Origin of the sequence: Prescottella sp. D32 (assembly GCF_037287305.1) — a bacterium.
Classification (GTDB): Bacteria; Actinomycetota; Actinomycetes; order Mycobacteriales; family Mycobacteriaceae; genus Prescottella; species Prescottella equi.
In genome coordinates this window covers 742,248-763,166 of record NZ_JARBSW010000001.1, presented here as the reverse complement: position 1 = coordinate 763,166, position 20,919 = coordinate 742,248, and the positions used below count along the sequence as shown (strand labels likewise).

Here is a 20,919-nt window from a genome sequence, read left to right as displayed (position 1 = left end):
AGGAAGGCACCACACCGGGAGGACGCCATGAAGTCCGCTACTCACGACCGCAGCCGTCGTCACGTCGTGCAGTCCGAGGACGGCGTATCGCTCGCCGTGCGCGAGTACGGGCCCGTGGATGCCCCGGTCACCGCGGTGTTCGTGCACGGCCACTGCCTGCACACCCACTCGTGGGCCCGACTGCGCTCGCACCTGACGCGGGAGTGGGGTGCGGCGGTCCGGATGGTCTTCTACGACCATCGCGGTCACGGCGAATCGGGCAGCGCCCCCGCACACACGTACACGATCGACCAACTCGGACGCGACCTCGACGCGGTGATCCGGGAAGTCGTCCCGACGGGCCCCATCGTCCTGATCGGTCATTCGATGGGTGGGATGACGGCCCTCGCCTACGCGCGCCAGAACCCGGAGGCCGTGGGTACCCGGGTCGCCGGGGTGGGTCTGCTGTCGACCGCAGCCGGTGACATCACCCGCTCGGGCCTGGGCCGGTTCCTGCGGCACCCGCTCGTCTCCGCGTTCCAGTTCGGGGTCGAGCGCCTGCCGCGACTGAGTCAGCGCCTGCTCAGTCTCGTCCTCGACAACCCCACGTCGGTGGTGACGATGTACGGCTTCCTGCGGTCGCTCGTCGGATTCGACGAGTCTCGATCCCTGGCGGGGCTGGCCGCGATTCCGTCACTGGTCCTCGGCGGGTCCTCCGACATGGTCACGCCGTTCGAGCACTCCGTCGCGATCGCCGCGAATCTCCCGTCCGCCGAACTGGTTCGGCTCGGCGGCGCGGGACACTCGGTGATCCTCGACCAGGCGTGCGAGGTCGCGCACGCGCTGGTGCGGCTCGTCGACCGCGCGGCGGCGCACCACGCGGCCCGTCAGCCCGCGGCGTACGCGCTCGCGTCGGCGTCCAGTGCGGCATGATCGGACACCGACGCGTCGGCGACCGCACGCGCGGCCTCCGCCTCGGCGCCGCGACCGATCTCGCCGGTGAACGTCGTGTGCCACCGGACGAGCCGGTCGGGGTCCCAGCCGAGCAGCGCCCGGTCCAGGAGCAGGCGTTCACACACCCGGCGGGACGATCGGATCCGGTTCCTGGCGACGGCACCGACCCGCTCGAGGATGTCTCCCGGCAACAACGTCCTCGACGTGGTCCGGTAGTGCGCCCACGTGGCCTCGAGAACGTCGAATTCGGAACAGTCCCTAAGCAACTCGGACCAGTAGTACTCGGCCCGTTCGTCCGGGACCGGTGCCTGCTCGACGCCCGCGCGGATCCGGAGCACTTCGCGGCACGTGAACACGTCGACGGTCTTGACCGGATTCACTGCGCACTCGCACGGACGGTGGCCTCGACGACCGACTCGAGTGCCAGCGCCCGGATCTCCCCCTTGGCGAGCTTGCCGCCGGACGAGCGCGGCAACGCGTCGGCGACGACGAGGTGCTCGGGGAACAGCTCCTTCGACACTCCCCGGGCGCTCAGGTGCTCGACGAGGTCGGCAAGGGTCAGTGCCCGGCCGGGTCGCAGGCTCACGACCGCGCACACCCGCTCTCCGAACACCGGATCGGGGACGGCGACGACACCGGCCAGGTCGACCGCGGGATGGGTCTCGACCTCCTGTTCCACCTGCGGCGCCGAGATGTTCTTGCCGCCGCGGATGATGATGTCGGACGTCCGCCCCACGGGCGTGAGGTAGTCGTCGGCGTCGACGGTCACCAGGTCGCCCATCAACATCCAGCCATCCTTCGTGAACAGCTCGGCGTTGGCGTCGGCGTCGTCGTAGTAGCCCGCGCACGTCAACGGTCCGCGACCGGCGGGTCGGCCGGGACCGCCGGTGGCGGTCACATCGCGGCCGTCCTCGTCGAACAGGCGCACCTGCATCTCCGGGATCAGCCGTCCGGCGGTACCGATGCGGCGTTCGAAGGAATCCTCGACGCGGGTGACGCTGAACGCCCCGCTCTCGTTCGACCCGAAGAACTGCAGCACGGACGCCCCGGTCCGGTCCTCGAACTCGGCAGCCCGATCCGCCGGCACCGCCTCGCCGCCGGTGAACATCACCCGCAGCGACGACAGGTCCGCCTGCGCGGCGAGCGGCGAGTTCAACAGCATCCGGAACTGGGTGCTGACGCAGCACAGTACGGTCACCCGCTCCCGCTCGATCATCCGGATCATGGTCTCCACGTCGAACTTCGGCAGTACCACCGTGGGGACGCCCGACATCGCCGGCGCGTAGTGCGACGTCCACAGCCCGAACCCGAACGGGGCCGGGACCGCACCGAAGAACACGTCGTCGCCGTCCAGGTGTCCGGCCTCGATCGCCAGACGGCTGAACGCCATCCACCGATTGTCGAACTGCGTCACACACTTCGGCAGACCCGTGGTCCCCGATGTGGAGTTGAGCAGGTTCAGGTCGTCGGGACCGAAGCTGCGGCCGTCCACGTCGGCCGGTGCGGCCCGGCCCGGCACGATCGGCACCGCGGTGGGACCGGAGACGTCGAAGACGTCGTGCACACCCCGGTCCGACAGCACGACGTGGAAGGCCAGTGGCAGCCCGAGGTCGCGCAGCTCACGCACCAGTACCGACGACGAGCGGCCCGCGAGGGCGTCGAGGGTGACGAGCGCCCGGGCACCGGTCTTGCGGACGAGATGCGCGATCTCGCGGTCGCCGGCGCGGGCGCCGATCCCGACCGCCACCACGCCGGCGCGTGCCGTCGCGACCAATGCCGCGTGCACGAGAAACGTGTCCGGCAACTGCACCGCGACCCGATCCCCGACCGGGATGCCCAATGCCACGAGTGTGGCCGCGAGGTCGTCGGCGACGGAATCGTAAGTCGCCCAGCTGGTCCGGGCAGAAGGCGTGATGTAGGCATCCGCGTCCGGCGTCCGCGCCGCCTGTTCGCGCACCAACTTGTGCAGCGGGTCGGTCCCCCACCATCCGGACTCCACGTACCGGCCGACCGTCTCGGGGTCGATGAGGCTCATCTCGATCTCCTTGTCCGGGGACGACGACGTCCCTGCGGGTGCTGACTTCGCTAACATTCAGAACTCAGGCGACGGTTCCGGGGAGGAACCGTCGGCAACCGGAAGGAAGTGACGCGGTGCCCCAGCAGGGACCGGACAGCAAGCCCCGCGCAGTCGATCCGAGCAACCTCCGCTGGCGCAGGCTGGCCGAGATGGTCGCCGACCAGATCCGCGAGCGCATCCTGCGCGGCGATCTCGCCGAGGGCGACGTCCTGCCCAAGGAGGCCGAGCTGCGCGAGCAGTACCCGGTCAACGTCCAATCGCTGCGTGAGGCGCTGCGGATCCTCGAGGCGGAGGGGCTGGTGAGGGTCCGCCGTGGCAACCGGGGCGGGGCCGTGGTCCACCGCCCCACCCCCGGCAACGTCGCCTACAGCCTCTCGATGGTCCTCGCGATGTCCGGCACCGATATCGACGACGTCGGCCGCGCCCTGCACGAGATCGAACCCATGTGCGCCGCGCTGTGCGCCGAACGCGAGGACCGCGCCACCGAGGTGGTGCCGATCCTGCGCACCCTGCACGAGGAGTCGCTCGCCAACGTCGACGATCTCGTCGCCGCCACGACGCTGTCTCGACGGTTCCACGAGGCCGTCGTACAGCTCTGCGGCAATCGGTCGCTGATCGTGCTCGCCGGCGCCCTCGAGTCGCTGTGGTCGAGCCACGTCACCGACTGGGCCAACCTGCGGGCCGATCCCGAGACCATTCCCCGGACCGAGCGAGCACAGGCACTCGCCGTCCACGGCCAGATCCTGCAGTGCATCGAGGACGGCGACGCCGCGTCGGCGCGGGTGATCGCCGCCCGCCACCTGCGCGACGTCGGGTCCTACCCGCACGACCCGGACCGCCCGCTGGTACCGCTCGATCCGGCCGTGGCCCGCGACCGCCTCTTCTTCGGCTGACGGGATCCGGTCAGAAGCTGTTCGGATCGTCGATCACGCTCTGCGGCACCGGATGTCGGTACAGCTTGGAGGCGTTCTCCCAGGTCACCTTGCGCAGCTCGTCGGCGGAGAGACCTTTCATGGACTCGTTGACGACGTCCATCGTGCGCGGCCACAGGCTGTCACTGTGCGGGTAGTCCTCCTCGAGGAGGATGTGGTCGACGCCGATGCGGTCGCGCAGCACCATCGTCGACGGATCCTCGACGGCGCAGAACCAGAAGTTCCGCTTGAGTACGTCGGCGGGCGAGATGTCGATGCCGTCCCACGTGCCGTACATCGACGAGTATGTCGTCATGTGGTCGAGTCGGTCGAGAAGCGCCGGAACCCAGCCGATCCCGCCCTCGGACATCACGATCTTGATGTTCGGGAAGCGGACCGGGATCTTCGAGAACAGCCAGTCGACGGTCGCGAACATCGCATAGCCGAAGAACAACGTGCCGGCGACGTCCGGCGGCGCGTCCTCGGACGTGCTCGGTGACGTGCTCGACGAGCCGATGTGCAGGTTGATGACGGTCTCGGTCTCCTCACACGCCCGCATGATCGGATCCCAGTGGCCCGAGTGCACCGACGGCAGGCCCAGCGCGTGCGGGCCCTCGGAGAACGTGACGGCCTTGAAACCGCGTTCGGCGTTGCGGTAGATCTCCTGCGCGCCGATCTCCGGGTCGAGGAAGTACGGGATCTGGCACGGGATGATGCGGTCCGGGTACGGCCCCGCCCACTCCTCGAGGTGCCAGTCGTTGTAGGCCCGGGTGGCCGCGAGCGCGAGTTCCCGATCACCCGTGCTCAACTGCAGGCGCTGGCCGGCGAAACCCGGAAGGAACGACGGAAAGTTCAGGGACGCATACACCCCCGAGAGGTTCATGTCCTTGACGCGGTGATGGATGTCCCACGATCCGCGGCGCATGTCCTCGAACCGCTGCGGGTCGAATCCCCACTCGTCGACCGGACGTCCGACGACGGCGTTGAAGCCGACGTTCGGGATCTCCTTGCCGTCGTACACCCAGATGTCTGCACCGTCGCGGTGGATGACCTTGGGTGCCCGGTCGGCGAACTTGGCCGGCAGGCGACCCTCGAAGGTGTCCTTCGGTTCGACGATGTGGTCGTCGACCGAGATGAACGGGAAGGGTCGATGCGCCTTGTCGGGCTCGGGCAGGAACGTGACCTTGCCCTTGACGTTGGTGGTGAAATCGGTGTTCTGCATCAGGTCGTCGAGACTGGCCATCGTGCACACTCCTCGAATGCTTGGGGGTCGATGAATTCGGCTGCGCTACATACGCAACCGCTGATGAGTCGGGATCTTGGGTCCGTCAGTCGAGAACGTCGGGGTGGGTGCGGATCAGCTTGCGGACCGCACCGGCCCAGTAGACGCCCGCCGCGCGCTCGACGAGCGCCTTCTGCATCGCGACACGGATGCGCTTCTCGATCGGCAGCGGATCCTTGCCGAGCAGCAGGATGTCGTAGGCGAGACGGCAGAAGCGGTCGATCGACGCCGCGCGGTACACCGCGAGCTCGATCGTGTCCGCGGTCGTGATGATGCCGTGGCTGGCGAGGATCACATTGTTGCGGTCGCCGATCTTGTCGGCGAGGTCGCGGCCCAGCGCCGCGTCGTCGACCTCGCCGGTGTACTCGCTGACCAGCGACAGGTCGTCGTCGTACAGACTGCCCGTCTGGTGCGCGATCATCGGCAGCACGCCGACGGCGGCCAGCAGCGTCACGTAGTACGGATGGTTGTGGATGACTACGCGGGCATCCGGCCGGCGACGGTGCAGCTCGGTGTGGATGTGGTACGCGGGCGTGACGTCCCACTTCCCTTCGACCACAGCACCGTTCGCATCGACACGGCAGACGTCCGAGGCGGAGACCTCCTCCCACCACAGTCCCCACGGGTTGATGAGGAGGCTGTCGTCGTCGCGGTCCGCCCACGTGATGTGGCCGGCCATGTTCTCGCTGAAGCCGTCGTGCGCCAGGATGCGGAAGGCGCATGCGAGCTTCTGTTCGTCCGTGAGTTCCACCCCGATCGGCGGCGTGGCGCTCGGCTGCCAGCCGTCCATCGAGTTCTTCTCCTGCCCTGCAGAATTCGTCGACTCGCCGAGTGCGGTCACGGCACCTCCTTGCATCGAGAGTAAGTCGCTTCGGGAACTACCGAGACTCTAACTTACAAAAGTTAGCAATGTAAGCCCCATCTCATTCCGGTTCGAGAACAGAACTCCATCCCCCGGAGACGACGAAGCGCCCACCCTCGGTGAGGGTGAGCGCTTGCAGCCCAGAATGTTTCGCGGAAATTCGACCTCCTAGTCGGAGCCGAAGCCTGAGGCGGGTCGGGTGAACACCTCGCGTAGCAGGGGGACGAAGGTGTCGATCGGCAGCGTGTCGTAGTCGGGGTCGAACGACACCTGATCCCATTCGGCACAGAAGTGCGCGCACGTGTCGAAGTACGGGCTGTCCCGGTAGCGTTCACGCGTGTTCGGGTCCAGCCCCAGCCGATCCCAGTAGTGATAGCCCTGGAACACGCCGTGGTGCTTGACGACCCAGGTAGCCTCCGCATCGAGGTAGGGCGCCACGATGGCGGCGGCGAGCTCGGAGTGATTCGCCGGCGCGATGGCGTCGCCGATGTCGTGCATCAGGGCCGCGACCACGAGATCCGTTCGCGCACCCTCTCGTAGCGCACGGGTCGCGGTCTGCAACGAATGCTCGTAGCGATCCACCTGATAGCCGAGCGTGGGACCACGCAACGCCTCGAGCATCTCGATCATCGTGTCCGGCAAGCGATCATTCAGGAAGACCTTCGACTCGGCGACGATGAGAGCGATGTCCTCCGGTGTCGATTCGTCCATCCGCGTGAAGCTCACCTGCCGGCCACCCGACGCGTCGATCGCCATGACGTGACTTCCTTCCGCTCGTCGCGGTCATCGACCGCTGATTCTCGTATCTTTACATAGAAAGGGCGAGTACGCGTACGAGATTCCCACTGGACGAAATCTCTCGCCGTCGGCCTACATCCAGTTCCACCGTTCAGGCCGATGACAGGCGCAGTTCCTCGACCACACCGCGCAGGGCCTGCACTTCACGCCGCAGCTGCCCGATTTCGTCACCCGCCCCGCGCTCCCGGAACGGATCGGCGCGCACCGCCGCCGCTGCCGGAGCCGGCGCCCCGGGCGCCCGGGCCGTGATGCCGTCCACGAACAGGTCCACCAGGGTCGTCGACAGCATGACGTGGTCGGCGTCGAGCGAGTCCCGGTGCCATCGCGTCGCGGTCCACACGATCTCCCGGAGCAGGCGCTGCAGCTGCGCCGACTCGAAATCCCGCCGAAAGCTGTTCTCGGCGATCCCGTTCGCGAGGATCCGCGACCACACTTCCTGAGCCTCGAGCACGCGTGCATCGATGTGCCGATAGCCCGGCAGCGTCGGCAGAACGCCGAATTCCTTGTCGTAGATCTCCGACGCATGCGGATGGCGCACAGCAACCCGCAGCGAGACGTGGATCAGATCGCGCAGCTGTTCGGGGGCGGCCACCGACCAACGGATCTCGCTCGCATAACTGCAGGTCAAGTCGTCGAGGAAGGCGATCAGGATCTCCGAGACCAACTCGTCCTTGGACCCGAAGTAGTGGTACAGACTGCCCGAGTGCAGCCCCACCTCGTCGGCGATGTCGCGCACCGTGGTCGCGGCGACACCGCGCGACGAGAACATCCGGGCAGCACACGCCACGATCTCCGGGCGCCTACTGGGGGTCGCGCGCGGGCGGCTCATCGCGCCTGCCCGGCCAGGTCCTGGTCGCCCCACACCTTGGGCGGCCGGGAGAAGACCTCCTCGAGCATCGGCATGAAGAATTCGAGCGGCTCCGAATCGTATTCGGGATCGAAGGACTCCTGGTCCCACGCGGCGCAGAAGTGGGCGCAGGTGTCGAAGTACGGCGAATCCCGGTACCGGTCGCGGCTGTTCGCGGGTACGCCCAGCTTCTCGCCGTAGTGATAGGTCTGGAACACCCCGTGGTGCCGGACGACCCACACCGCCTCGTCGTCGAGGACCGGGCGCAGGATGGCCGCGGCGACCTCGCTGTGGTTGTCCGGGCACAGGTCGTCGCCGATGTCGTGGAGCAGTGCCGCGACGACCAGGTCCACCCGCGCGCCCTCCCGATGGGCCCGCGTCGCCGACTGCAGGGAGTGCTCGTATCGGTCGACGCGATAGCCGAACGTATAGCCCTTCATCGACTCCAACAGCCGCACAACGGTTCCGAGCCAGTGATCGCGTCGATGCACGGCGGCCTCGTCCCGGATCAGCTCCATCTCGGCGACGGTGGCGTCGTCCATCCTGGTGAATCCGACAGTTCGCGGCTGGTGCACGTCTCGTCTCCCGTCCTGACGCCATGTGGCCTGGGTAACACTACGCAGCGGAACATTACCCGATCAATCAGTTGATGGGGTCCCAATCGGATGATTGACAATCGGCGCGTCCTGCCTCAACATGACTTCGCAATTCCGGATCGCTTCGAACGGAATCCGCTGTGGCCGAACAGTGCCCGCCATCTCCACCGTTTCGAGACCAAGCTCCCCACCCTCACGGGCAGTCTCCGAAGGAGAACGTCATGACCTCTTCCACCTCGACACCGCGTACGGGTACCACCGTTCGAGGCAGAGCCCGGATGATCCTCGCGGTCAACATGGGCAACGCGCTCGAATGGTTCGACTGGACCGTCTTCGCGATCTTCGCGGTCTACTTCTCGAACCAGTTCTTCCACTCCGACAACGAGGTGTCGAACCTCCTGTCCACGATGGCCGTCTTCGCCGTCGGCTTCGTGATGCGACCGCTGGGCGGTCTGTTCTTCGGACTCGTCGCCGACCGCCGCGGCCGCAAGTTCGTCATGGTGCTGACGATGTCGCTCGTCGCAGCGTCCAGCGTCCTCATCGCCGTCGCCCCCACGTACGGCCAGGTCGGCGCCTTCGCGTCGCTGTGGCTACTGGTGGTGCGCTGCATCCAGGGCCTCGCACACGGCGGCGAACAGGGCGGTTCCTACACCTACATCGCCGAGGTGGCCCGCCCGGACAACCGCGCCCTGTGGGGTAGCACCGTCATCATGTCGACGGTGGGCGGCACCGTGCTCGCCACCCTCCTCGGTGCCGTCATGCGCACCGGCGTCGACGCGTCCACCATGTCCGACTGGGGCTGGCGCATCCCGTTCCTGATCGGCGGGCTCCTCGGGTTCTTCGCGCTCTACCTGCGCCGCGGCCTCGCCGAGTCCGAGACGTTCGAGGACGCGGCCGAAGCCGCCCCCGTGCCCGAGTCCCCGGTCAAGACGGCGCTGCGCGACGTGTGGGCGCAGCGCGGATCGATCCTGCGGGTCGTCATCCTCGTCGGCGGCACCTCGGTGTTCTCGTACACCTGGTCGGTGAACGCGCCGGCGTACGCGATCAGCTTCCACGGCGTCGACGACCGCCTCGCGATGTGGTCCGGTGTGGTGGCGAACCTCGTGTTCATCGCCGCGCTGCCACTGGCAGCGATGCTCGCGGACCGGGTCGGACGTCGGGTCAACAACATGGTGTGGGGTATCGGCGTCGCGCTGCTGGCCTTCCCACTCTCCGGGCTGCTCGACGACTCCGCGATCAGCCTCGTGACGGCGATGTCGCTGGCACTGGTCCTGCAGTCGTTCGCGGCGAGCACGCAGGTCGCGTGGTTCGCCGAACTGTTCGCCACCAAGTCGCGCGCCACGGGCACCGGCATCGCGGTCTCGCTCGCGGCAGCGGTGTTCGGCGGCACCGCGCCCTACCTGAACACGTGGCTGACCTCGCGGGATTCGGCGGACCTCTTCACGTGGTACGTCGTGGCGCTGGCCCTGTGCGTGGCGGTCGCCGCCTACTTCACCCGGGAGACCAAGGGGACGGCGCTCACCTCCACCCACGTTCCGAACCCCGCGACGGCGGAGTCGACGGTCGCCTGACCCCGGTGCGCATTCCCCTCCGCGCACCGCGCTGCTGTGACAATATGTGCTGTCCGTGCACCTGGTCACGATTCGTGACCGGGTGCACGAGCAAGGTTTCGCAGCGGGGGCGAACCAATCGCACCGACGGGGGTCGGTGGACATGGGGAGTGTGTTGCTGTGGCAGCTGACCGATCGGCGATCGAGACCGGTGGGAGATCACCGCGGGCAGAGCGCTTCCTGCTGAACCGTCCACGCCTGTTCGAGCTGCTGTCGAAACCGACGGCGTTGACCGTCGTCCGCGGCCCGCGTGCAGCGGGGAAGACAGCACTCCTGCGAACGTGGGCGCGCAGCCGGTCCGACTTCGGCGAAACGGTGATCGAGCAGGACACGCCCCCAGCCGACATCACGCCGAATGGTTACTGGGACAGGGTGTCCCGCGAAATCGGGGCGGCAGCACAGAGCCCGGACGATTCTCCGATCGTCGTCGTGCTCGACGATCTCGACCGACTCGGCGACCCGGACGCTCAGGCCCGCGCCCTCACGCTCCTCGAGAGCGACGAGCGCCTGCACCTCGTCGTCACCACCCGGTCCACGGCCATCTTCGACGATGCCACGATGCTCGACGTGGACGGGCTCACGATCTCCCCCACGGATCTGCTGTTCACTCCCGCCGAATCGCAGGCCGTCCTGCAGGCCCGCGGAATCGACCTCGCGCCACACCTTCTGGAAACCGTGCAGACCGTGACAGGCGGCTTTCCGCCCCTCGTCCAGGCCGCCGTCTCGGTGGCCCGTCCGTTCGGGACCGACTACGAGGAGAGCCGAGCACTCGCCCGCCGCGCACTCGAGCGCTCCATCGACCGGTACGTCGAGCGCACGATCCTCGGCGACCCCGATCTGGCCGACCTGCGTCAGTTCATGCTCACGATCTCCGCGGCGCGGATCGTCACCGACGAAGTGGCCGCCGTCCTCGCCGCCGACGGCGACGCGCCGCAGCGGGTACGCGCCCTCGAGGCCGCCGGCCTACTGGTTCGGTCGACGTGGCCGCGCGACGACGAGTGGCGTTTCCCGCAGCCGATCCGCGAATCCCTCATGCGCGATCTGCGATTGGAGGCGCCGCAGGGGCCGCTGCGCGCGTCGGGCGACCTGGCCCGCTGGTTCCTGGGGCGCGGCGAACTCGACCCCGCGCTGGCGCACGCCGTCGAGGGCCACGACTGGGAACTGACGGTGTCGATCCTCAAGTCCAACTGGGTCGAACTCGTCTCGCGCCACTTCCGGCTGGTCCGCGAGTCGCTGCTGGCCCTTCCCGCCGAGGTGGCCGCCGACGACCTCACGATCAAGGCCGGGCGGGAGCTCTTCCTACGATTCGGCGCCGATTCGGCGGGGTTCGCGGCGCCGATGGTCCCGTCGTACGACATCGACGTCGCGGAGGCCGATACGTCCGTCGTCACCGAGACGCTCGCCGTGGGAACCGTGCAGTCGCTCATCCTGCGCGTGGCGGGTGATTTCGAACGCGCCGCCGAGATGACGGCGCAACTGTCCGCGCTGGCGGACCGGGCGATCGAGGTCCAGCACGGCGAGGTCACCGAGTTCCTGCCGCTGCTGCGCCTGCAGTGGGGCATCACGCACCAACTGCGGGGCGATCTGACACGGGCGTCGAGCGAGTTGCGTCGCGCGCACCACGGCAACCGCCCCGACGGGACCGACTTCATCGCCCGGAACGCGGCGGGCAATCTCGCTCTCGGCTACGCCCTGACCGGGGAACTGACGTACGCCGACACGTGGCTCGAGCGTGAACGGCGCTACGACGACACCGGGTCGGGGATGTCGGCGGTGGTCCGCGTGAGCGGCCTGGTCGCGTCGGCGCTGGTCGCGCTGGATCGGATGGATGTCACGCTCACCGCGAAGGCCCTCGCCGAGCTCGGCGACCTGCCCGACGACGAGGAACTGTGGGCGTTCGCGCTGTACGCGCACTGCCAGCTGGCCCTCGTGACCGGCAACGCGGAACAGGGGCTCGATCGCTTGCACCGCGCGACCGCGATCTACGACAGATGGTTCACGTCGGGATCGGTCGCGGCGCCGCTTCTGGCCTCGACCGAGGCGGACCTGTTCTCCGCGCTCGGCCGTGGCAACGACATGTGGACCGCGCTCGAACAGGCCCGCGGTCGCGGCCCGTGGACGGCTGTCTCCCGGGCCCGGATGGACCTGTCGAGCGGCTACCCCGCGTCCACGCTCGCCGGTTGCGCCCGGCCGGTCGTCGCGGGCTGTCCGCAGCCCCGCATCCGGATGGAGTCCGCGCTTCTGCAGTCCGTCGCGCACCTCGACATGGGGAACACGGAACCGGCGGTGACGCTGCTGCAGCGCGCGGTCTCCCTGTTCGAGCAGACCGGGATGGTCCGGCCGTTCGCGTCGCTGTCCGAGAACGCCGTCGAACGTCTCGCCGGCCTGGGTGTGCCGTTGCCCGAGGCGTGGTCGGCGGCGGCACCCCCGGCCGGCCGGGAGGTCTTTCCCGAGCGGATCCGCATGGTCGGCATCAGCGATCGCGAGTCCGCGGTCCTCGAGGCACTGGCGTCGACGCCGTCGGTCGCGGAGATCGCCGCACAGTTGTACGTCTCCCAGAACACCGTCAAGACGCAGCTTCGCAGCCTGTACCGCAAGCTGGGCGTCCATTCCCGGGCCGACGCCCTGACCACGGCGACGCGGTTGGGCCTGCTCGCGAGCCGGCACGACACCGACTGCTGACGCGCCCGGAGAGGGCGGGAATAGATCGGGTTCGAGGTTGTTGAGCTACGGTGAACTAGTTGAATCCTCAACTAACCGCCCGGAGGAGAACCCCATGCCCGCCGTGACCGTCGACAACATCCTCGCGCTGCCGCGCATCGAAGCCGTGGATCCGACCGCCGTGGACCGCCCCGTCCGGGGCATCGTCACCGCGCCCGTCGGCTACGAGGGCGAGGGTTTCCCCGTCCGCCGCGCCTTCGCCGGCATCGACCTCGCACAGCTCGACCCGTTCATCCACATGGATCAGATGGGTGAGGTGAACTACGCCCCCGGCGAACCGAAGGGCACCCCGTGGCATCCGCACCGCGGCTTCGAGACCGTCACCTACATGATCGACGGGATCATGGAGCACCAGGACTCCAACGGCGGCGGCGGCATCATCGGCGGCGGCGACACCCAGTGGATGACGGCCGGTGGCGGCATCCTCCACATCGAGGCTCCGCCCGAGCACCTCGTGATGAGCGGCGGCCTGTTCCACGGCGTCCAGCTGTGGGTCAACCTGCCCAAGAGCAACAAGATGGCGGCGCCCCGCTACCAGGACATCACCGGCAGCAAGGTCGCCCTCGCCTCGAGCGCCGACGGCGGGGCCCTGGTCCGCGTCATCGCCGGTGAGATCGCGGGACACCAGGGTCCCGGATCCACGTACACCCCCATCGCGCTGTCGCACACGACCGTCGCACCGGGAGCCAGCGTGACGCTGCCGTGGAACCCCGACTTCAACGCGCTGGTCTACGTGCTGGCCGGGGACGGCTTCGTCGGCGCCGAGAAGCGACCGATCTCGTCGGGCCAGACCGCCGTGCTGGGTCGCGGTGACACCGTCACGATCGCGGCCGCCGACGTCCAGGACTCGCGCACCGAGTCGCTCGAGGTGTTCGTCCTCGGTGGCCGGCCGATCCGCGAGCCCGTCGCGATGGCAGGGCCGTTCGTCATGAACACCAAGGCCGAGGTCATCCAGGCGTTCGAGGACTACCAGGCCGGCCGACTCGGGTCCGTCCCGGCAGCGCACGAAACCCTCAACTGAATGTCTTTGCCGGACAGTCGATCACATCGGTCGAACGACCGACCGATTGTGGTCGACTCCCGGCCCGACACTCGTCCGTGAACAGTCCGAGACCGAACCGACACCACTGATTCGGCGCCGACGGGTCCCACTTCGTACCCTGGTGACTCGACAGCGCGAACGCCGTGGAGCAACTCTGACCGCGTCTGTCAGCGAGGAGGACCGCATGCCAGCTCTCACCACCCCCCACGTCGACGTCCACCGTTCGGGCGACCGTCTCAAGACCCGGATCCCGTGGCTGGACTCCAAGCACTCCTTCTCGTTCGGGCAGCACTACGACCCCGACAACACCCATCACGGACTGCTGCTCGTGAACAACGACGACATCGTCCAGCCGGGCCAGGGCTTCGACACCCACCCTCACAAGGACATGGAGATCGTCACCTGGGTGCTGCGGGGGTCGCTGGTGCATCAGGACTCGATCGGCCACTCGGGTGTCATCTATCCGGGTCTCGCGCAGCGGATGAGCGCGGGCACCGGCATCCTGCACTCCGAGAAGAACGACTCGTGGCGGCTGAAGGGCGACGAGCACGAGGAGCCCGTCCACTTCGTCCAGATGTGGGTCGTGCCCGACGAGCCGGGCATCACGCCAGGCTACGAACAGCTCGAGATCGACGCCGAACTCCTCGCCGGTGGACTGGTGCCGGTCGCGTCGGGCATGCCGCAGCACCGCGACAACGCGGCCATCCGGATCAAGAACAAGTACGCGTCGCTGCACGCGGCCCGGCTGCAGCCGGGTAAGGCGGTCCGCATCCCCGAAGCGCCGTTCGTGCACGTGTTCGTCGCGCAGGGCACCGCGGAGATGGAGGGCGTCGGAACGCTGTACGAGGGCGACGCCGTCCGGCTCAGTGCGTCCGGCGGGCAGCAGGTCACGAGCGAGACCGGGGCCGAGATCCTCGTCTGGGAGATGCACGCACGTCTCGGCGGGTGAGCATCGCCGGTTGCCGGGTCGGGCGCCGACTCGCACCGATCCGTCCACGGCCGATCGGGGCGGACGGCACGCTGCTCACGTCCGCTCGGACGCGCGCGCAACCGGGACGGCGGTTCGGCGCCCGCGGCGCGGGTGGTACACAAGTGCAATGACCCAGACTGCCGCCGATCCGAGCACCGCACCCGAACGGGTCGACCGCCTCAACCTGTTCATGGGTGTGGAGGCGCGGGAGGTCCGGCCCGGACACCTCGTGCTCGCGCAGCCGGTCGGGGCCCGTTTCCACGACCACCGCGGACAGACGATCCTCGGCTCGGTCGGCGTGCTCGCCGACGCGTGCCCGGGCGGCTCGCTCGGCAACTCGGTCCCCGCGGACGCGGGCATGGTGCTGTCGCAGATCTCCGCGACGCTCGCCGCACCGATGCCGACGCACGGCACCGTCGTCGCGACCGGCGACGTCGTCGACCTCGACCTCGAGAGCGGCATCGGACTCGCGGCCGGCGCGATGCACGACGGCGACGGCACCACGGTCGCGGTCGTGCAGTCGCGTGGTGTGTTCGTCACGCGGCCCCGCGCGAACGCCGCGGCGGTGCTCAGCGGGCAGCGACTCCCCGTGCCCGCCGCCGAACCGTGCGCGGCCCCCGACGAGCTGGCCGGCCGCGCCGGACTCGACGTCGTCGACGGCATCGCGTCGGAGCGGATCGCGCGCGGCCCGCTGGCCGGGCTGCTCGACCTGCGCCTGACCGACGTCGAACGCGGTTCGCTGACAGCGACGTTCGCGCCGCAGGACTGGATGAGCAACTACCTGGGCTCGATTCAGGGCGGCATCCTGATCACCGCGGCCGACCTCGTGAACGGCCTTGTCGCGCAGACGCTCACCGCCGCCGATCAGCGGTACCGGATCCTTGATCTGCGGATCGACTTCGTCCGTTCCCCCGCCACCGACGGCCCCGCGATCCGCGCGGAGGCCGAGGTCGTCCGCGCCGGACGCCGCCTCGCGCTCATCGAGTCGCGTCTGCTCGACAGCTCCGGGCAGGTCCTGATCCGGGCCGCGGCGAGCGCGCAACTGCTCTGACGGACACCCGCATGCACCGGGACGTGGAGCTGAGCCGGCTACGGATCAGCCGGCGCCGCGCGCTGACCCTGGGCGGCGCCCTGACCCTCAGCGGCGTCCTGGCGGCGTGCGGCGGCCCGGGCACCGATCCCGCCCCGGCCGTCCCCACCACCGCGGTCCCCAGCGACATCGAACCGCGGCTGCTCGCGCTGCTCGACGACGCCCCGCGCTGCGTCATGGCGGTCGAGGAGACGCAGGGCCCGTACTGGTTCGACGTCGACTCGATCCGCCGCGACATCCGCGAGGACCGTCCCGGACTCGAGCTGAACCTCGCACTGCGCGTGCAGGACGTGCGCAACTGCGGCCCCGACGGCGGCGCACCCTCAGTCGCGAACGCCGTCGTCGAGATCTGGCACTGCGACGCGGGCGGCGTCTACTCGGGCTACGAGGCCGCGTCCGTCGCGGCGAACGGCGGCACGCCGACTGCCGGTGACGCGTCGTCGATCGTCACGATGTCCGACGGGTCGTACAGCCTCGACGACGGCCAGATCCCCACCACCGACGACGGCACGTACCTCCGGGGCGCGCAGGTCACCGACGGCAACGGCATCGCGCAGTTCACGACGATCTTCCCCGGCTGGTACACCGGCCGCACCGTGCACATCCACCTCAAGGTGCACATCGACCGCAGAACGGTCCTGACCACGCAGCTGTACCTCGACGACGCGCTGACCGACGACATCTTCGCCGGCGTCGCGCCGTACACCGCTCACCCCGGACGCGACACCCGCAACTACACGGACGTCATCTTCCACGCCACCGGGCTGATGAACACCGCCCGTGAACCCGACCGGATCCTGGCGGCGATCAATCTGGGCATCGACATCTGACCTTCCGGTTCCCAGCAAGCTCACAGCCGACGTCCAGCCTCACGCCAGACCGCCCGCCGACGATGGTTCTCGACTCATTCGTTGCGAGGAAGGATGTCGAATGAACAAGGACGTGGAACTGAGCCGGCTGCGGATCAGCCGGCGCCGGGCGCTCGCGCTGGGCGGAACCGTCAGCCTGACCGGGCTGCTCGCGGCGTGCAGCGGCGGCGGTAGCCCCACGACCGCCGCTACGGCGTCGAGCGTGTCCGGGTCTTCGGGGGCTTCCGGGGTTTCGGGGGCTTCCGGTTCGCTCGCCACCGGCACCGTCGACGAGCAACTTCTCGAACTCCTCGACCAGGCGCCGCGGTGCGTCATGGCCGTCGAGGAGACGCAGGGCCCGTACTGGTTCGACGTCGACTCGATCCGCAGCGACATCCGCGAGGACCGTCCCGGGCTCGAGCTGAACCTCGCGATGCGTGTCCAGGATCTGACCAACTGCAGCGCAGACGGCAGTGCGGGCGCGGTCGCCAACGCCGTCGTCGAAATCTGGCACTGCGACGCGGGCGGGGTGTACTCCGGCTTCGAATCCGGTTCCGTCGCCGCGAACCAGGGCGGGGGCATGGGCGGGGGTATGGGCGGGCCGCCGCCCGGTGGTACGCCGCCGGAAGGAATGCCCGAAGGCGGCCCCGGGGGGCCGGGTGGCCAGCCGCCCCAGGGCGGTATGGGCGGACCCGGTGGCCCCGGCGGCATGGGCGGCTCGGGCGAGACGTCGGACGGCTCGTACAGCGTCGGCGACCAGGAGGCCACGACCACCGACGACGGCACCTACCTGCGGGGCGCGCAGACCACCGACGCGAACGGCATCGCGCGGTTCACGACGATCTTCCCCGGCTGGTACACCGGCCGCACCGTACACATCCACCTCAAGGTGCACATCGACAAGAAGACCGTGCTCACCACGCAGCTGTACTTCGACGACGCGCTGAACGACGACGTGTTCTCCACCGTCCCGCCGTACACCGACCACACCGGCCGCGACACCCGCAACGACACCGACGGCATCTACGACGCGGCCGGGCTCATGGCGACGTCCCGGCAACCGGACCGCATGCTCGCCGCCATCAACCTCGGCATCGACGTTTGACACCATCGATCCCGAAGGATTTCCATCGCCCGGCGAGAGGATTCCTTTCAGGATCGGCCGACACCGGCGGCGCGGTGTAAAGATGGAGTGCATGACTCGTTCCGGCATCGACCTGACCCACATCGACGCGGGCACGCGCCCGCAGGACGACCTGTTCGTGCACGTCAACGGCAAATGGCTGGACGAGTACGAGATCCCGGCCGACCGTGCGGTGGACGGCGCGTTCCGCACCCTGTACGACAAGGCCGAGGAGGACGTGAAGACGCTCATCCAGGAGGCGTCCGAGTCCGGCGCGGCGCACGGTACCGACGCCCAGAAGATCGGCGACCTGTACTCGAGCTTCATGGACGCCGACGCCGTCGAGGCCGCCGGACTGTCTCCGATCGCCGAGGAACTCGCGGCCGTCGCGGACGCCGCGGACCTGAGCGAACTCGCCGGCATCGTGGGACGCCTGCAGCGCACCGGCGTCGGCGGCGGCATCGGGCAGTACGTCGACACCGACGCCAAGGATTCGTCCCGCTACCTGGTGCACTTCACGCAGTCCGGTATCGGATTGCCCGACGAGTCGTACTACCGCGAGGACAACTACGCCGCGATCCGCGACGCGTACGTCGAGCACATCCGGAAGATGTTCGAACTGGCCGGAATCGAGTACGACGCTCAGCGCGTGTTCGACCTCGAGACGGCGATCGCGGGCGGTCACTGGGACGTCGTCAAGCGTCGTGACGCGGAACTCGGCTACAACCTGGTGACACTCGACGACCTGCACTCGCAGTACGGCGGGTTCGACTGGGATGCCTGGATTTCCGGTCTGCAGGCGACGCCGGAGCAGCTCGCCGAGATCGTGGTACGCCAGCCCGGGTTCGTCGAGTCGTTCACCGAACTGTGGACCTCGCGCCCACTCGAGGACTGGAAGGCGTGGGCCACGTGGCGCGTCCTGCACTCGCGTGCCGCGTTCCTCACGGAGGCGATCGTCGCGGAGGACTTCGCGTTCTTCGGCACGACTCTCAGTGGCACCCAGGAGAATCGCGAACGCTGGAAGCGTGGCGTCTCGCTGGTGCAGGACCTGCTCGGGGAGGCCGTGGGCAAGCTGTACGTCGAGCGGCACTTCCCGCCGGAATCCAAGGCGCGCATGCAGGAACTCGTCGCGAATCTGCAGGAAGCGTACCGCCGCAACATCTCCGACCTCGAGTGGATGTCCCCGGCTACCCGGCAGGCCGCGCTCGCGAAGCTCGAGAAGTTCACCCCGAAGATCGGCTATCCGGACAAGTGGCGGGACTACTCGGCCGTCGAGATCGACCCCGCCGATCTGGTGGGCAACTACCGCAGCGGCTTCGCTGCCGAACACGACCGCGACATCGCCAAGCTCGGCGGTCCGGTGGACCGCGACGAGTGGTTCATGACCCCGCAGACCGTCAACGCCTACTACAACCCGGGCATGAACGAGATCGTCTTCCCCGCAGCTATTCTGCAGCCTCCGTTCTTCGATCCGGAGGCCGACGACGCCGCCAACTACGGGGGTATCGGCGCGGTGATCGGCCACGAGATCGGCCACGGCTTCGACGACCAGGGCGCCAAGTACGACGGCGACGGCAACATGGTCGACTGGTGGACCGACGACGACCGCACCGAGTTCGGTAAGCGGACCAAGGCGCTCATCGAGCAGTACAACGACTTCGAGCCCAAGGACCTGCCGGGCCACCACGTCAACGGCGAGTTCACGATCGGCGAGAACATCGGCGACCTGGGCGGCCTGTCGATCGCGCTCGAGGCGTACCGGATCGCCACCGAGGGCACCGAGGCTCCGGTCCTCGACGAGTTGGACGGCCTGCAGCGCGTGTTCTTCGGCTGGGCGCAGGTGTGGCGTACGAAGGCGCGCAAGGAAGAGGCACTGCGGCGACTGGCAGTCGACCCGCACTCGCCGCCGGAGTTCCGCTGCAACGGCGTCATCCGCAATCTCGACAGCTTCCACGACGCGTTCGACGTCCAGCCGGGGGACGCCCTGTATCTGGAGCCCGAGAAGCGGGTCAAGATCTGGTAGGCGCTCCGCACCCGTGCGCCTTTTCGGTAGCGACTCCTACCGAAAAGGCGCACAGGCGCGACACCGCGAAGCGCCGGCACGCCTCCAACCCTCCCGGGTGAGGACGGCCTCGACCTCCCGGGCCACGACACACGGCATGCCGCCGACCTCGTCCATCCCGTACACCAGCCGCGGCCGGTCGGCGAGTTCGGCGGCGTTGTCGCGCCTACGATCGCGAAACTGGACCTCACGCATCGAATGAGCCCACCGGCCGTCGAGCCGCACGATCAGAGGGACGCCGTGCTCGGAGTAGTCGACGTCTTCGAAGAGCGTGCGCCCGTCCACGATCACCGGACCCTGACGGTGCGCCGTCGGAAGGCCATGCGCCTGTTCGACGTCCACCGCATAGTGATACTCGAGTACCGACTGCACGCCGTTCGCAAGGAGTCCGACCGCGTCCTCGAGCGCGCGTCGGTATCGACGCGGTCGCCGCTCGACCATGCGCTGCCGGACGTCGTTCAGTCGTATTCGCGCGTTGGTGACCGTCGTGACGAGTGAGACGTAGGCCAAGCGGGCGGACGGCTCCGCCACCGCGACGTCGAGAGCAGTGTCGGCCTTCGACGTCCGCGGATTCGCCGTGTCCACTCCGATGTGCCGGTGCGCGCGAGAGCGGTGCACCACGACACCCGGATGCAGGAGCGACCCGGGCCGAATGACGGGGTGCCCGGACGCCCGTGCCGGCAGCATCGCGGTTGCCGTCTGCGGCCTCGAGGACTTTCCGTACGGCACCGTCACATGCACCGGCGCGCCGTCGTCGACCCGGAACATTCCCCATTCCTCGGCAGCCGTCCGAGGGCTGAGCATCGCGTGGTCGCCGCCGTACAGCAACGCCGCCGCCAGCGTCATCTCGCGAGTCAGCGGGCCGTTCGTCACGGCGTAGACGCCGTGCAGGACGCGACGCCACCGCCCGGTGTCGAGGAGGTGTCTGACACGTCCGCGGCCATAGCCGAGCAGCGCGATCTGGCCCTGGGTGACCATTCCCCACTGGTCGTCCACAAGTCGTCGAAGGTCGGGAGACTCGATTTCGGTCATGCCGCGATCGTTCGTTCCGGCCATGACAAGTTCCGGTGGAGCCCGGGCAGTTATCCACAGCCCCTGTGCGCCTTTTTGGTAGTCCCGGCTACCAAAAGGGCGCACGGGCGGCGCA

18 protein-coding genes are annotated in these 20,919 nt (G+C 68.6%); 10 read left to right on the top strand and 8 right to left on the bottom strand.

Annotated elements, in window-relative coordinates:
* Window positions 1-27 precede the first annotated feature (27 nt).
* Entirely contained in the window at window positions 28-912 is an 885-nt protein-coding gene (locus tag PSS76_RS03455) for an alpha/beta fold hydrolase (RefSeq protein WP_064079046.1), read from the top strand.
* On the opposite strand, the gene PSS76_RS03450 is transcribed toward PSS76_RS03455, so the two are convergent.
* Both PSS76_RS03450 and PSS76_RS03445 read right to left on the bottom strand, forming a co-directional pair.
* Window positions 867-1,313: a hypothetical protein gene (locus tag PSS76_RS03450; RefSeq protein ID WP_084968545.1), complete on the bottom strand. Its 447-nt coding sequence runs from the start codon at window positions 1,311-1,313 to the stop codon at window positions 867-869. The two genes, PSS76_RS03455 and PSS76_RS03450, sit on opposite strands and share 46 nt — an antisense overlap.
* Window positions 1,310-2,968, bottom strand: a complete 1,659-nt coding sequence (locus PSS76_RS03445) for a class I adenylate-forming enzyme family protein (protein WP_084968546.1) — start codon at window positions 2,966-2,968, stop codon at window positions 1,310-1,312. Before PSS76_RS03445 ends, PSS76_RS03450 begins: the two co-directional genes overlap by 4 nt.
* A gap of 116 nt (window positions 2,969-3,084) precedes the next feature.
* Between PSS76_RS03445 and PSS76_RS03440 the strand changes: the two genes are divergently transcribed.
* Window positions 3,085-3,903: a FadR/GntR family transcriptional regulator gene (locus tag PSS76_RS03440; protein WP_005517371.1), complete on the top strand. Its 819-nt coding sequence runs from the start codon at window positions 3,085-3,087 to the stop codon at window positions 3,901-3,903.
* Between the two features lie 10 nt (window positions 3,904-3,913).
* On the opposite strand, the gene PSS76_RS03435 is transcribed toward PSS76_RS03440, so the two are convergent.
* The 5 genes from PSS76_RS03435 to PSS76_RS03415 form a co-directional block, all read right to left on the bottom strand.
* Window positions 3,914-5,164, bottom strand: a complete 1,251-nt coding sequence (locus PSS76_RS03435) for an amidohydrolase family protein (RefSeq protein WP_064058641.1) — start codon at window positions 5,162-5,164, stop codon at window positions 3,914-3,916.
* Between the two features lie 85 nt (window positions 5,165-5,249).
* The gene (locus PSS76_RS03430; protein ID WP_013417327.1) at window positions 5,250-5,993 is read right to left on the bottom strand and encodes a class II aldolase/adducin family protein; all 744 of its coding nucleotides are present in this window, start codon (window positions 5,991-5,993) and stop codon (window positions 5,250-5,252) included.
* Between the two features lie 240 nt (window positions 5,994-6,233).
* Complete coding sequence (locus tag PSS76_RS03425) at window positions 6,234-6,821, bottom strand: HD domain-containing protein (RefSeq protein WP_013417328.1); 588 nt, start codon at window positions 6,819-6,821, stop codon at window positions 6,234-6,236.
* A 133-nt stretch (window positions 6,822-6,954) separates the two neighbouring features.
* Window positions 6,955-7,692: a TetR/AcrR family transcriptional regulator gene (locus tag PSS76_RS03420; RefSeq protein ID WP_041674454.1), complete on the bottom strand. Its 738-nt coding sequence runs from the start codon at window positions 7,690-7,692 to the stop codon at window positions 6,955-6,957.
* Window positions 7,689-8,252, bottom strand: coding sequence for an HD domain-containing protein (locus tag PSS76_RS03415; protein WP_005517364.1), 564 nt, complete (start codon window positions 8,250-8,252; stop codon window positions 7,689-7,691). Before PSS76_RS03415 ends, PSS76_RS03420 begins: the two co-directional genes overlap by 4 nt.
* A 275-nt stretch (window positions 8,253-8,527) precedes the next feature.
* Here PSS76_RS03415 and PSS76_RS03410 point away from each other — a divergent pair, with 275 nt between their 5' ends.
* From PSS76_RS03410 to PSS76_RS03375, 8 genes are all read left to right on the top strand, one after another.
* The gene (locus tag PSS76_RS03410; protein WP_044991433.1) at window positions 8,528-9,877 is read left to right on the top strand and encodes an MFS transporter; all 1,350 of its coding nucleotides are present in this window, start codon (window positions 8,528-8,530) and stop codon (window positions 9,875-9,877) included.
* Between the two features lie 159 nt (window positions 9,878-10,036).
* Entirely contained in the window at window positions 10,037-12,598 is a 2,562-nt protein-coding gene (locus PSS76_RS03405) for a LuxR C-terminal-related transcriptional regulator (RefSeq protein ID WP_084968547.1), read from the top strand.
* A gap of 94 nt (window positions 12,599-12,692) precedes the next feature.
* A complete protein-coding gene (locus PSS76_RS03400) occupies window positions 12,693-13,658 on the top strand; it encodes a pirin family protein (RefSeq protein WP_005517358.1) in 966 nt (321 codons plus the stop codon).
* A 205-nt stretch (window positions 13,659-13,863) separates the two neighbouring features.
* Entirely contained in the window at window positions 13,864-14,628 is a 765-nt protein-coding gene (locus PSS76_RS03395) for a pirin family protein (protein WP_005517355.1), read from the top strand.
* 148 nt (window positions 14,629-14,776) lie between these two features.
* Window positions 14,777-15,700 (top strand): PaaI family thioesterase, encoded by a 924-nt coding sequence (locus PSS76_RS03390; RefSeq protein ID WP_013417334.1) that lies wholly within the window; start codon window positions 14,777-14,779, stop codon window positions 15,698-15,700.
* Between the two features lie 11 nt (window positions 15,701-15,711).
* Window positions 15,712-16,569: a dioxygenase family protein gene (locus tag PSS76_RS03385; RefSeq protein ID WP_084968548.1), complete on the top strand. Its 858-nt coding sequence runs from the start codon at window positions 15,712-15,714 to the stop codon at window positions 16,567-16,569.
* Between the two features lie 100 nt (window positions 16,570-16,669).
* Complete coding sequence (locus tag PSS76_RS03380; RefSeq protein WP_084968549.1) at window positions 16,670-17,692, top strand: peptidase associated/transthyretin-like domain-containing protein; 1,023 nt, start codon at window positions 16,670-16,672, stop codon at window positions 17,690-17,692.
* An 82-nt stretch (window positions 17,693-17,774) separates the two neighbouring features.
* Window positions 17,775-19,733 carry a M13 family metallopeptidase gene (locus tag PSS76_RS03375; protein WP_084968550.1) on the top strand — a complete coding sequence of 653 codons (1,959 nt, stop codon included), beginning with the start codon at window positions 17,775-17,777 and terminating at the stop codon, window positions 19,731-19,733.
* Window positions 19,734-19,769: 36 nt separating this feature from the next.
* On the opposite strand, the gene PSS76_RS03370 is transcribed toward PSS76_RS03375, so the two are convergent.
* On the bottom strand, window positions 19,770-20,804 hold the full coding sequence (locus tag PSS76_RS03370) for a type IV toxin-antitoxin system AbiEi family antitoxin domain-containing protein (RefSeq protein WP_237171028.1): 1,035 nt from the start codon (window positions 20,802-20,804) through the stop codon (window positions 19,770-19,772).
* Window positions 20,805-20,919 lie beyond the last annotated feature (115 nt).